The organism is Planomicrobium sp. CPCC 101110 (genome assembly GCF_007859395.1).
Lineage (GTDB): Bacteria > Bacillota > Bacilli > Bacillales_A > Planococcaceae > Planococcus.
The window spans coordinates 1018240-1030704 of sequence record NZ_VOHD01000003.1 but is presented as its reverse complement, the minus strand read 5'-3'; the positions used below and the strand labels follow the sequence as shown (position 1 = coordinate 1030704).

Genomic DNA, 12465 nt, shown 5'->3' with positions numbered 1-12465 from the left:
GTTTTCTAACAAATAAAAGTTATTTTACTACAACTGTCTTACTGCTGCTCTTATTGCCTGCTTTATCAGTAGCATAGACACTTACCAACTTGCCTTTTTTCTGGACACTGATTTTCACACTGAAAGATCCAGTGCTGCTTACTGTACCTAGGCCAAGCTTGTTGCTCCCATTATAAACAGTAATAACAGCTCCTTTTTCCCCTTTTCCAGAAACAGTCGTCGTTTTGCTTGTTATCGTATTAACGCTTGGAGCGCTTGGTGCAATTTTATCAGCCACTTTAACGTTCTTCGTACCACCTCTGTTTTTAGCAGTGTCTACAGCATATACTGAGATGGTTGTTCCTGCTTTTTGCTTGGCGATTTTAATGGAAAAAGCTCCACTTTTAGCTGTCGCTTCGCCAATTTTTGTCTTTCCAGTGTATGCATATACTTTGGCATTCGATTCCGCTTTTCCGGTTACAGTGGTACTTTTGTTTGAGACTGAATTCACCGACGGAACACCAGGAGCTGTTTTATCTAAAACCGTCAGCATTTTCACAACACTTTTATTTTTCGCGGCATCAATAGCATAGAGAGAAATACGAGTTCCTGTTTTTTGCTTCGCTATCTTCATTGTGTACTTTCCATTCTTCGCCACCGCTTCACCGAGTTTTGTTTTCCCAGCATAAGCGAATACTCTCGCGTTCAATTCAGTTTTCCCAATAATCGAAGTGGTCGAATTCGTTATGGTACCGGCTGTTGGAACAACTGGTACAGTGTTATCTATGTTTTTCAGAGCATTAAATGTATTTACACGGCCATAGCCATACTTGACATCTTTCCCTGCCACACCTAGATCTTTTGCAGTAAGAAACAATCGATTTGCGATTTCTTTATTTGTCAATAGTGGTTCCTTGGCTTTCAAAAGAGCCGCCACTCCTGCTATCACCGGTGAAGCCATTGATGTACCGCTCATCCAGCCATACGCATTGTTTGGCAGAGTGGAAAAAATATCCGTACCAGGGGCCGCTAAATCGACAGTTGGCCCATAATTCGAAAAATCGGACTGTTTATCTTCAGAAGTAGTGGATGCTACAGAAATGACATTTTTGTAGGAAGAAGGATAATGTGAATCACTTAAAGCATCATTCCCCGCAGCCGCTACGACAACCACTCCTTTATTATAGGCATATTGCACTGCTGTTTCTAAAGCGGTGCTTGGAGCATAACTGCCAAGGCTCATATTAATGACATCTGCACCGCCATCTACAGCTTTATATATTCCTTCAACAATATCTGAAATCAATGCGTAGTCTCTGTCAAAGACATCAATGGCCATGATTTTTGTTTTTGGAGCAACTCCTGCTCCACCTGCTTTATTATTCACTACGCCAGCTATAATGCCAGCAACATGTGTTCCATGTTCACCTTTAGTGAATGTTTTGCCTTCAACCATATTGTGATGGGAAACAATCTGGTTCTTCAAATCGATGTGGTTGAGATCGATACCATCATCAATGATGGCAACTATGACTTCCGGCGATCCTAGTGTAATATCCCACGCCCTGGCAGTTCCAATTGATTTATGGTGATATTGGAAATCAATGAGATCCGGATCATCCGCCACGTAATCCAATTTCACAAAAAAATCCGGTTCAACACTTTTCACATCTTTCTGCTTTTCCAAATCTTCAATAAACGCATCAATCGACTCGTTTTCCGGAACTTCAATAGTCACCAATTGATCAGCCTCTCCTCCAGTTGTTGCAAGAGTTTCCGATTCCGCCAATTTATTCACAGCATCTTCTTCCAACGTGACAATTACTTGATCCGTTTCTGGAATTTCAGGAAGATTTGGTCTATTTTCTTCTGCATATATGTTGACTCCAAGAAAAGTAGGCATAATTGCTAGTAAACTTAAAAGGGCAATAAATGTTTTTTTCATTTTCCATTCTCCTTATGAATCTGACTATTTGAATTTAACGAAATTTCTCTTCATAAAATTAAATTTCGCCTTTAATCTCTAAATATTAATTTTATCTTTTCAAAAATATAATAAAATCCCTATCAAATTATACTTTACCAGCAAAAATTTTATATCAATGTTTTATTAAAAAAATAATTTGTTATTGATTTGTAAAGAATAAACACGTTTTTGAAACATAAGCTTAAATTTCCCTTAGAAAGAAGAATTAAACTAGCTAATTAATTGGATAATTAAACCTTAAATTGATAAATTATTATTATAATTAGTATACACTTATTCTCGGATAAATATATTCTTAACTTTCTAATTTCATCAATAATTCAAGATTTTAACTACCTTTATTGTAAATATATTAATAATTATTAAAAGTAACTGGTTTAAATAGCAATTATTATATTTTTTTCCTCCATCTTCTCCCAATAAAATCTCTTAAAATTTCAACTCTATATTCACAAACCAATTTATAGCGAGCCTTTTAAACGTCGTAAATAACTTACATATTTCAAACGTATATATATTTGAACCTGTGTAATTTCTTCTATTTTTCCAGTATACTGGTTTAGATTTTTGAAAAAAGAAGGCATGGGAGGATATGGGATAAAATGTTTAGTAGCAATGCTTATGGCTGCAATACTAATTTTTAGCGTTATGCCGATTTCAGTATTTGCAATCTAAAAAAACGATCAGAACTTCGACCGATTTTTAATTGAAATTAGTTGGGAGAAGCAAGCTTATCTTGATTATTCAAAGAGCAAAGATTGGTCGCTTGGAGACTTTGAACATATGCAAGAGGTTGGAACCCCTATGACAGAAGAGGCGGTTCAAACCCTTCTGGCTGATTATGATTTAACGCGTGATGGATTGAATAAGATTCTTGCAGAATGCGGTTACATAGAATAAGGAGAAGATGTTCTCGAAGGCACACACCTGATCTTTATGGATGATTTAGAGGACTTTGTTGAATATCGTTCAGGATTGACTTCGATTTCTGTTGAAAATCTTCAAGCACTTGCCAAGTACTACGATTTCGGTTCTGTTGAAGAAATGGAAGAGTTCTTGAATGGTTTTGATGATTCCATTGAATACTATCAGTCTATCAAAGCACTGGAAGGAGCAATCTCCATCTATCTATCATTTGGAGAAGATGCTGAGTTTATTCTGGATGGTCTTTTTTTCGCTTTCGGTTTAACTGAGGAAGAATTGGATAAGATTGAAAGAAGTTGAAGACATAGTTTCAGATGTGGTCTCAAAGGCTCCTGCTAAAAAGCCTGCAAAGCCGAAAATCCATAATGATGTTAAAAAACTGGGAGTTGCTTCTACTGTCAAAGGCGGAAAATTGCCGAAGACTGCAGGTAATTATTTAGCAAACATCATGGCTGGACTAACTCTTGTATTGATCGGCATTGCATTGCACCGCCGTTTTAAAGTCGCAGGCATATAAGAATGAAAAGAACCGGAATAAAAGGGAGAAGCCGCCGGGTTAGACGCTTGCTTCTTCTTTCCTTATCAATCGCTTTTATTGGATTTAGAGTTTGGTTTAGCAGTACAAATGCGGCGACCTTCTTAAAAGGATATATGCTCTTCAAAACTAGCCAAGCGGATGCAGAGGCAACGCCTAAACTAGTGGTATCTGAAAAAGAAGAGCAACAGCAAGCAACTGAATCAGCAGAACCCGTAAAAAAAGAAGCTCTCTATTTAGAACAGCCGGAACAAGGCGAGAATATCGGAAAGTTAATCATACTGAAACTTGAAGCAACGCTGCCGATTATACATGGTACTGATGAAGAAGAGTTGGAAAAAGGCTTCGGTCATTTTGCAGAAAGCGTTTTGCCAGGAATGCAAGATAATTCCGTTTTATCTCGCCACCGTAATACTGTTTTCCACAGGCTTAGTGAAGTTGGCAAAGGCGACTTGCTGATTGTTGAAACAGTTGCCGGCAAATTCACGTACAAAGTCCGCCAAGTCCGGATTGTTGATGAAGATGACCGTACAGTCATCGTGCCAAGACCAAAAGCTACGTTGACTGTTTCCACCTGCTATCCTTTTGATTTTGTCGGCTATGCACTAGAACGCTATATACTTATAGCAGATTTGATATCATCCGAATGAAGAAAACGATTCCTATGGTAATAGAAATATAAGAAATTTCTAATAAAATAGATTATTATTTACTATTATGTTAAAATTCAATTAAATATAACAAATTTACATAATAGTTAATGGGCAAACTTATCCTCAAAGAAAACCTTTCCTCTTTTTCTAACCGCACTAAAAACTAGTTTCTTTGTTACTTGCCCTTCTTCACTGACATCATCTTGTATTCAGTAAAATAAAGTGTTCTAGATTACCGTTTATTTGTTAATAATTTTGAAGCAGAGAGGATGAAAGTATGAAAAAAGTAGGGTTATTTTTAAGTGTCGCTCTTTTTTGTATTGCTGGCTACCTGGTCTATTTGTTTGAATTCAAAGCGTATGATGTAGCCGATGCTAAAGTTGAAATTGTAGCTGAGGAAGAGTATGTCATTGCACTTTCGGACGGCTCTAAAATCATTTTGGACGAAAAAGGGAATTTGATGCGCCGGGAGCAGCCTGTTTCTAACGCAACAGATGAGCCAGATGAAAGGATCCCTATTTTTGGTACAGATAAGTTTGCAGCTGATACAGCCAGCAACGGAAAAATTTTAAGAGAAAAGACTAAAGTAACTCCCGTTGCCAATGAAAAAGCAGCTTCTGCTGAAAAAAGAAACTCTCCTGATAAAAAAGTAAAGGTCGGCCAAATCAAGGCGGAATATGAAGCGGCATTTGAAAATCTGGAAAAACAGTCAACAGACCGGCTTTATAAATTGGTTGGTATAGCAAAAAATGAATATCTTGAGAAAAAAGCAACCGGCCAATCCATAAGTTACCCTTACTTTTATAATAAATACACAGCTGCAGCCTCTGAATTGGAAAAACAGACTGACCAATTCTTTTATGCCTTGATAAACGATATGGAAAAAGAGTTGAAAGCAAACAACTTGCCTAATTCCATTACAGATCCCTACGTAAAAGAGTATGAAAAGCGAAAAGATAGCCTTCGCAACAAACTATTAAAAGATGTAGCCGATTCTTAATTGATAAACCCAGCGCATTTGTCAATATTGCGGCTGGGTTTTCATTTTCAAGCCCAGACAGCTTCCCACTCATGAATTTCATAGCTCCTAGCTCCGTTTTTGACATAAGGGTCTTGATTCACATAGGCTTCGCATTCACTAAACGAGACTGCTTGATATATGACCAGTCCGCCAGATCCGTCAACAAATCGTCCATTGCCGCAAACATGGCCATCGTTTCTCATCATTTCCAAAAATGATAAATGGTCTGCCCTGAAATGCTGGCTCTTCTCTCTATCAAGCATCGGCAAAAGAACGGCAAAAAATTTCTTCCCTTCTTGCAGCGGCATATTATCCCTCCCTACCTAGAATTCATATCGACTCCATTTTATTGCAATATCAGCCGCTTTAAAAAACGGAGCAAATGGACCTTACAACAGCAGTGCAAAACTAAGCCGGTTGAATGTTGGAAGAGCTGGATGCTTTATTGGTTTTTATTTGATGCGACCTTTCTTAAAGCCATCTGATTTTCTCCTCATAGTCGCCATAATTCAATCTTTGCCGGTTTTTCTTTTTGATCAAGCATACTTTTGATATCAAAAACTATTCCTTCTTTATTTGTTAGCAGCTGTTCAATCTTTTGCCATCCTGCTTTTTTGAAATTCGTATGGGGCACTGCAAGGATAACAGCTGAAGCAGGGAGTAAATCACTGTGTGGTGTAAGTTCGATGCCGAATAAACTTTCAGCTTTTTCAGGATGCGCCAACGGATCTGCCACCTGTACATCAAGACCAAACTCCTGGAGCTCCCGGATCATATCAACAATCTGTATATTGTATACGTTTGGTTCATCTTCTTTATCAGTGAAGCCAAGCACGGTCACCCTTGATTTTTCAACAGAGTAATTCCGCTCAACTATTTTTTTTACAACTATCTGTGCAAGTGCAGCGCCCATTTGCTCGTTGAAGCGTCTGGCAGATAGAGTGAGAATAGGATAATGGCCAGCTGCAATTCCTTTATAGGCTAAAAAGTAAGGATCATTGCTTGTTGAAAAACCGCCAACCAAACTGGGCGAGAATTTCTGGAATTTCCTTTTAATCGAAACTGTTTCAAGAACATCCTGTGTATCGATTTCAAGCTTGTTGCAAATCAGAGCCAGTTCGTTCATCAGCGCAAAGTTGACATCACGATGTGTTGATTCGAAAATTTTTGCAGTTTCCGCAACCCGAATCGATTTCGCCTTATACACACCAGCTTCAGCTATCTGTCCATATACTTCAGCAATAAAATCGCCCACTTCTTTACTCTGGCCTGCTACTACTTTCTTGGTTTTTGAAAAAACCTCTTTATTTTCATAAGGTGTGATTTGCTCTTGTGAGTACCCGACAAAAAACTCTTCTCCAGCTTCCAACCCCGAATATTTTTCAAGGACCGGGATGCATTTTTCTTCTGTCAACCCCGGATAAAACGTAGATTCGTAAACAACAACTGCCCCTTTTTTCATATACTTGCCTACGGTTTTACTGGCTTTCATAACTTGAGTGAAATCCGGGTGGTTACTTGAATTTACTATTGTGGGAACAGCAATGATGATAAAACCGGCATCGTTGAGTTTTAAGGGATCGTCGGTAAATTCAATCTCCGCTTTCTTTAAATCCTCTGCCATCATTTCCGGTATATAGCTAAACCTATCAATCAATGATTCAATCCGGTCCGCTTCCGAGTCAAAACCGATAACCGAATATTTCTTGCCAAATTCAATAGCTACTGGCAATCCGGCGTCTCCCATTCCTACTACTGCTATTTTCAACTTGTCGATCATCATGTGAATTTCTTCCTTTCTTCCGGCCTCCAACGCTGAGTATTTAGATTAAGCACCTGCTTGCTATCCACGGCAGCTAAATTTACGATGAGCAGCGGAATCATCCCGCTCCGAATAGCTGATAAGAATCCATGAAAATATTCGATATCTGTACCACTTTAAGAATTGGAAACACCATAATGTAAAGCACATAAAAAAGCAGAAGAAATTATACTGCTAGTCCCGCAAAGATCAGCACTAGGCATCCTTCATCAAGCAAGCGATACGAATAGAGAGCACCGCTTATTGAAAGAAGAAAAAATTGCATAAATTCCACTAACAGATAAATTTTCATTGTGTCCGTATCAATAAATGAAAACTAAGTAAAAGAATATGGACATTATGAAAATCTCTCCGCCATTATAAACTTCTAATTCCACTTATCGGAATAAGCCATTGGGAAATTGCCATAATTGGAATCGACTCCATTTGCCTGCTTTCCCATCTCTCCTTCTAAAGCATCATTAATGAACAAATAAGAAGTTCAAACTCTTCCCCCTTTTTAAAGCATTTTCTTTTTCACCTCCTAAAGATTTTTGTCTGAAACCTATGCTAAAGTCGTCAGGTTAAGAGTAGGTTAAATAGTTTTAGTGGTTAAAAAAGTACTGAGCAACTAGGCTGCACGCAGATGACTCCGATAAAATACCGGAGTCATTTCAGACTGTCAAGAAACTCTCGGCAGCTTTTTCATTTCGCTCCAGGCGGACGATTTCCGCGGGCACAGCCTCAGCCGCTTCCTTTGCTCCTGCGATTACTGGTCGCAAATACCAAGACATTCGCTTCGCTCTGTCCAGGGGCTTCAGCTCGCGTCGCTTCGCTGCTCTCGCTGGAGTCGCCGCCTTCTGCTCCATTTCAGGCCTCAACTGCCCTGCTTTTTCTTTAAAGACTCCAGCGTTCGCTCCATTTAACCTGGCTAGACTCGGTGTTTTGGTTTTAACAAGAAAGGCAGAGAGGCTCGAACCAATCAGAGCTTGCTTCCTATTTTCTCCAAACAATTTCACCTTTGGCTATTGAACAAAATATTGGAAAGTGCAACTAGTTGCGGAATAACAGGATCCATTCAGTTTCCATCACTCAACAAGGCTTCTCCAAAAGCTGATCCAATCATCCCCCAATACTTAAAAATGATCTGACTCATATGACTTTCCCTATTCAATGAGATAAATACAATGTACTTGGGCCTTAAAACAGAAAAATCTCAAATGGGATTCTTGTATTAAAAGAACCATTATTACAGGCTGAATCCACTTAAGACAGAAAAGTCCTTTTTAGTTTTTTAAAAATTATGAATTTAACCTCCTTTTAACCTGAAAACTTTAATGTTGTACTCGAAATGATGAATATATTCTTTGCCTATGATTGAGCTATAAAAAACCTCAATTGGGTAAAACAAACTTTTTAGTATTAAGGAGAGGAAAAGACAAATGGAAATTGGCGGAGAATTGAAAATAAGTCTTGCTGGTAAGGAAAGGGGGAAAACATCCTATTTAGATCACCTCTTTTTTTCTTCGGGCCAAGCTGCAATAAAAGCAATTTTAACTTCGTTGCTTGAAGAAAAAGAAATAGACTCTTTCCTCTTGCCGAATTACTTATGCGGAAGTATTTATAAACCTTTTTCAGAGCTGGACTTGAAGGTGGAATTTTACGAAGTGGATAAAGATTTAAGAATCAATTTGATTGATTTAAAAAAGAAATTAAGACGCTGCCAGGCTATCTATTTAGTTGATTTTTTCAATGTGAGAGAACCGGAATCCACAATAGAATTTTTACGAAACTTAAAAAGTGAAAAAGTGCTAATCGAAGATAGAACACATACTTTCTTTAACGAAGACGCTGGAATAGGCCATTATAAGTTAGCAAGCATAAGGAAATGGATGGGGATTCCGTCAGGAGCAGTCGTCAAAGTGGAAGATGAAAAGGAAAGAGCCAAACTGGAAGAACTTACGGTTCCATTTACTTCCTATTCGCTTATAGGAAAGCGTCTGTACGGTTTTATTCTCAAAGAAAAATATCTTCAAGAACCTAATAATGAACCACTGAAAGAAATCTATCTGAATTTGTTTGAAGAAGCGGACGAAGCAGTGAGCAATCGAACTATTGAGTTGGAGAGCATTGATGCACTTTCTAAAATAATCATTGAAACTTATGATATTACCGATATGAAGAAGAAAAGGCGTGATAACTATAATTTCCTCTATCAATCGCTTTCTACCGTCTTTGGTCCCAGTAATATTGTTAGCGGAAAATTAACACCCGCGGATACTCCTCTAGGCTTTGTTATTTATGTTGAAAACAGAGATCAATTAAAAAAAGAACTGATAAAAAACAAGATATATCCTCCCATTCACTGGCCAGTTCCAAATGTTGTTAAAAAATTGAATATGGTAAACCCATTGAGCATATCCAGCAAGATTCTTACGATTCCTTGTGATCAACGATATTCGGAAAAGGACATGGAAAGAATTGTGAAAGTCATAAAAGCTTTCTATAGCAAATATGGAAAAGATGAAGAGCTAATAGTCTTCGATCCAGTGGAAGACAATAAAAAAAGTATTTTTGGAGGTGCTTGATGAAATTTTTCATTAAAAAACTATTTGACATAAGCAGTTCTTTGATAGCTCTGATTATTTTTTCTCCATTATTAATTGTGCTTTCATTGATTGTATTTCTAAATATGGGCAGCCCTTTTATTTTTAAACATGAGCGCCCGGGATTAAAAGGAAAGCTTTTCGTAATGTATAAATTCAGAACTATGACAGATGAAAAAGATGAAAATGGCCAGCTTTTGCCTGATCATATTCGTTTAACTAAATTAGGAAGATTTTTAAGAAGCACTAGTTTAGACGAGCTCCCTGAATTAATCAACGTATTAAAGGGGGATATGAGTTTGGTGGGGCCAAGACCTCTAGAAGTAGAGTATTTGGAACGGTATTCACCGGAACAAATGAGAAGGCACGATGTCAAACCGGGAATTACAGGCTGGGCACAAGTGAATGGACGAAATGAATTGGCTTGGGAAAATCGCTTCAAGTTAGATGTTTGGTATGTGGATAACCATAACTTTTTTATTGATTTGAAAATTATATTCATTACAATTCTAAGGGTGCTTCAAAGAGATGGAGTGGAAGTGGAAGGAAATTCTAGCGGGGAAAGCTTTTATGGAAACATAAAGAAAGAAGAGCATATATGAGTAGCTCTTGGCGAGATCATCAAAAAATTTTGAGGGGAAATTAAAGTATTCGCATATAGAAAAAATAAGTTCATTACAAAATGATCCAATCACATTTAATGGACTATTCATAAAAAAGCGTTTTGCAGTTAAGCTGAGGACAGATGACTCCGATTTAATACCGGGGTCATTTTCTGTTGCTTTCATTCCTTACGCATTTCGTTGTAATAGGCCATGTAGTCAGCCTCCTTACAATCCGGATAGGCCGGTTGCCTGTTAACAATCGATACCAGTCTTGAATTATGATTCGGTTGGGGTTGGGCCTATACAAGTTCCATTGTGTGATATCATGCTTTCAATGAAGACTTTGATGACAAGCCGATTCAAAACTTTTATAAAATTAATTATTCCCAACTGAAGGAGCAGTTCTTTTTAAGCTTTTTATGAGATGACAAATAGCAAATGCAAAACTAACCCCTAACAAATCTATAAAAGCATCAAACAACCTTCCATTTCGATTGAAATACAGTTGCAAAACCTCAGTAAAAAAACCAAAAATTGCGCATAGTATAAAAGCCGGCTGCTTTCTCTTTAACCATACAAGAATGAAGACATACAGGATTCCAAATGAAGTGAAATGGCCAATTTTTTGAAGCAGATAGAAATCATCATAAAAGTCTATATCATTCGTTATGAGAAGTTCTGAAAAAACAGGATGGGGTTCAAAATCATAATTTATAGTCTGATCAAACAAAAAAGCTCGGGCATCGGTTGTGCAAGTGGCTATTACTATTAAAGCAATCCATGAGATAACCCCTAAAAATTTAATGTTTAACAACATTCTTCTGTCTCCCCCTCTTCTTCTGTTAGTATATTTTGTGTTATTCGTTACTATTCTGTAGTGTTGTTTTGTACAGTCCGAGAAATCACTTTTGTTCAGCTATATCGCCGGCTATACAGTGATAGCCATTTTATTAGTCTATCCAATGATTCATAACATTTTAGGATATGGGTATCCTAATTAGTTGTTGTTTTTTAAGTATAATTATAGTTCACGGTTCCAGCTATCAAGTATTTCCGCTCATATTACACTGGATATTTGATTTTTTCAATTTTTAATTTGCTTTCCATTTTTTTATAAGGTTATGGAAAGAGCAGGACGAACTTGAAAGTGAGCCAATAGCGTCGTTTCCAAACTGAATGCTTTTTTAAAAACCGGGTATAGTCTTGTTGCAGGGAAATGGGATTTTAAAAAATTAAGGCGTGATGCTCTATCGCTGACATACTTTTATTGCATAAATGGCCAATATTAATAACATGTGACCTTATAGCTTGGTCTGCAACTTTCTATATGTTTTATGCACGTTATTGGCTCAGGTCGAAAATCCGGATTTTGCTATCCTTTTCGATAAGTACCGGGCTTGGCTATGTGCCCCATATCATTCTAGGCGCCCTAAATTTTCTGGAATTCAAGAGCTTTGACCCTTTTACGATATTCCTGTTATCGATGTTCCTTTTTGGCATCACGCTGGGGAAAAAGTATATTATTAAAATCGATCGTAAAATTCAAGCTTGGGCTGTTAAAGCTCGGGAAAAATATTAAGGGCTATCCGTTTGATGGGCAGCTCTTACCCTTTGCCCTCCTGCTTTCTTTTTATTTCTAAGACCGAAGTGTTATAATTAACACAGAAATTTAGAGGCGAAGGGGAAATGGCATGTATATTGTAACGTCAACTGTGATTGTTCCGCCTGAAAAAGTGGATGAAGTCATTGGCATTTACCGGAAACGTTCCAGACGTGTAGATTCGGCAGAAGGGTTCCATTCGTTCCGGCTGTTCCAAAACACAAAAAAACCGAATGAATTGACGGTCCACCTGGAGTGGCAAACCAAAGCCGCTTATCTAGCCTGGGTGAAAAGTGCAGAATTCAAGGAAATACATGATATGGAAAAAAATTATCCGGACCAAGAATTGGCAGGAATCGTGCCGAAAGTCCGGCAATATGAGGTTGTAGCTGAATGAACACCATAACAAAACAACAAATCGCCAAAGAAGCGAGGGAAAGCATATATGCCGCCCACCCTGAGCTTATTGAACGGTTTGGCGAGAACGGCATTATCCATACCGAAAAAGATAATATGCACCATCTTGACCATTTGGAAACAGCTTTTTCACTTAGCCAGCCAGCCCTGTTTCTCGATTACACAAAATGGCTGCAGACTGTCTTAACGAGCCGGAATGTCGGGACACACTTGATCGTCGACAACTTTGAGCGTTTGATCGCAATTCTTCCCGGAAAAGTTGAACCTGACGAAGAAGAGTTTATGATCCTTACTCTTAGGGACGCCATCAATCTTTTGGATAATTAGAAAGGAGGAC

13 protein-coding genes and 1 pseudogene are annotated in these 12465 nt (G+C 37.9%); 9 read left to right on the top strand and 5 right to left on the bottom strand.

The features are described 5' to 3' along the window. Window positions 1–19 precede the first annotated feature (19 nt). Window positions 20–1924, bottom strand: coding sequence for a S8 family peptidase (locus tag FQV30_RS05020; protein WP_146499019.1), 1905 nt, complete (start codon window positions 1922–1924; stop codon window positions 20–22). A 735-nt stretch (window positions 1925–2659) separates the two neighbouring features. Here FQV30_RS05020 and FQV30_RS05015 point away from each other — a divergent pair. The 5 genes and pseudogenes from FQV30_RS05015 to FQV30_RS04995 all read left to right on the top strand — a co-directional run. Then, a pseudogene (locus FQV30_RS05015) lies at window positions 2660–2866 on the top strand (processed acidic surface protein); the annotation flags it as partial. Window positions 2867–2902: 36 nt separating this feature from the next. Continuing rightward, a complete protein-coding gene (locus FQV30_RS05010; protein WP_146499017.1) occupies window positions 2903–3190 on the top strand; it encodes a hypothetical protein in 288 nt (95 codons plus the stop codon). Beyond that, the gene (locus tag FQV30_RS05005; RefSeq protein WP_146499016.1) at window positions 3177–3407 is read left to right on the top strand and encodes a hypothetical protein; all 231 of its coding nucleotides are present in this window, start codon (window positions 3177–3179) and stop codon (window positions 3405–3407) included. The genes FQV30_RS05010 and FQV30_RS05005 overlap by 14 nt, the downstream gene beginning before the upstream one ends. Window positions 3408–3541: 134 nt before the next feature. After that, a complete protein-coding gene (locus FQV30_RS05000) occupies window positions 3542–4075 on the top strand; it encodes a class D sortase (protein WP_370512360.1) in 534 nt (177 codons plus the stop codon). A 280-nt stretch (window positions 4076–4355) separates the two neighbouring features. Next, a complete protein-coding gene (locus tag FQV30_RS04995; RefSeq protein WP_146499014.1) occupies window positions 4356–5078 on the top strand; it encodes a hypothetical protein in 723 nt (240 codons plus the stop codon). Between the two features lie 47 nt (window positions 5079–5125). On the opposite strand, the gene FQV30_RS04990 is transcribed toward FQV30_RS04995, so the two are convergent. The 3 genes from FQV30_RS04990 to FQV30_RS04980 form a co-directional block, all read right to left on the bottom strand. Further along, window positions 5126–5407, bottom strand: coding sequence for a YciI family protein (locus tag FQV30_RS04990; RefSeq protein ID WP_146499013.1), 282 nt, complete (start codon window positions 5405–5407; stop codon window positions 5126–5128). 185 nt (window positions 5408–5592) lie between these two features. Then, the gene (locus FQV30_RS04985) at window positions 5593–6882 is read right to left on the bottom strand and encodes a nucleotide sugar dehydrogenase (protein WP_255473314.1); all 1290 of its coding nucleotides are present in this window, start codon (window positions 6880–6882) and stop codon (window positions 5593–5595) included. Window positions 6883–7574: 692 nt separating this feature from the next. Beyond that, the gene (locus FQV30_RS04980; RefSeq protein ID WP_146499011.1) at window positions 7575–7769 is read right to left on the bottom strand and encodes a hypothetical protein; all 195 of its coding nucleotides are present in this window, start codon (window positions 7767–7769) and stop codon (window positions 7575–7577) included. 573 nt (window positions 7770–8342) lie between these two features. On the opposite strand from FQV30_RS04980, the gene FQV30_RS04975 reads away from it, so the two are divergent. Together FQV30_RS04975 and FQV30_RS04970 are read left to right on the top strand one after the other, a co-directional pair. Continuing rightward, a complete protein-coding gene (locus tag FQV30_RS04975; RefSeq protein ID WP_146499010.1) occupies window positions 8343–9488 on the top strand; it encodes a PLP-dependent aminotransferase family protein in 1146 nt (381 codons plus the stop codon). After that, entirely contained in the window at window positions 9488–10108 is a 621-nt protein-coding gene (locus FQV30_RS04970) for a sugar transferase (protein WP_146499009.1), read from the top strand. Before FQV30_RS04975 ends, FQV30_RS04970 begins: the two co-directional genes overlap by 1 nt. A gap of 379 nt (window positions 10109–10487) precedes the next feature. Here FQV30_RS04970 and FQV30_RS04965 read toward each other — a convergent pair whose 3' ends face one another. After that, window positions 10488–10928, bottom strand: a complete 441-nt coding sequence (locus FQV30_RS04965) for a VanZ family protein (RefSeq protein WP_146499008.1) — start codon at window positions 10926–10928, stop codon at window positions 10488–10490. 874 nt (window positions 10929–11802) lie between these two features. Here FQV30_RS04965 and FQV30_RS04960 point away from each other — a divergent pair. Next, window positions 11803–12108 (top strand): antibiotic biosynthesis monooxygenase family protein, encoded by a 306-nt coding sequence (locus FQV30_RS04960; protein WP_146499007.1) that lies wholly within the window; start codon window positions 11803–11805, stop codon window positions 12106–12108. Then, the gene (locus tag FQV30_RS04955) at window positions 12105–12455 is read left to right on the top strand and encodes a hypothetical protein (RefSeq protein ID WP_146499006.1); all 351 of its coding nucleotides are present in this window, start codon (window positions 12105–12107) and stop codon (window positions 12453–12455) included. The genes FQV30_RS04960 and FQV30_RS04955 overlap by 4 nt, the downstream gene beginning before the upstream one ends. The last annotated feature ends 10 nt before the right edge of the window (window positions 12456–12465 follow it).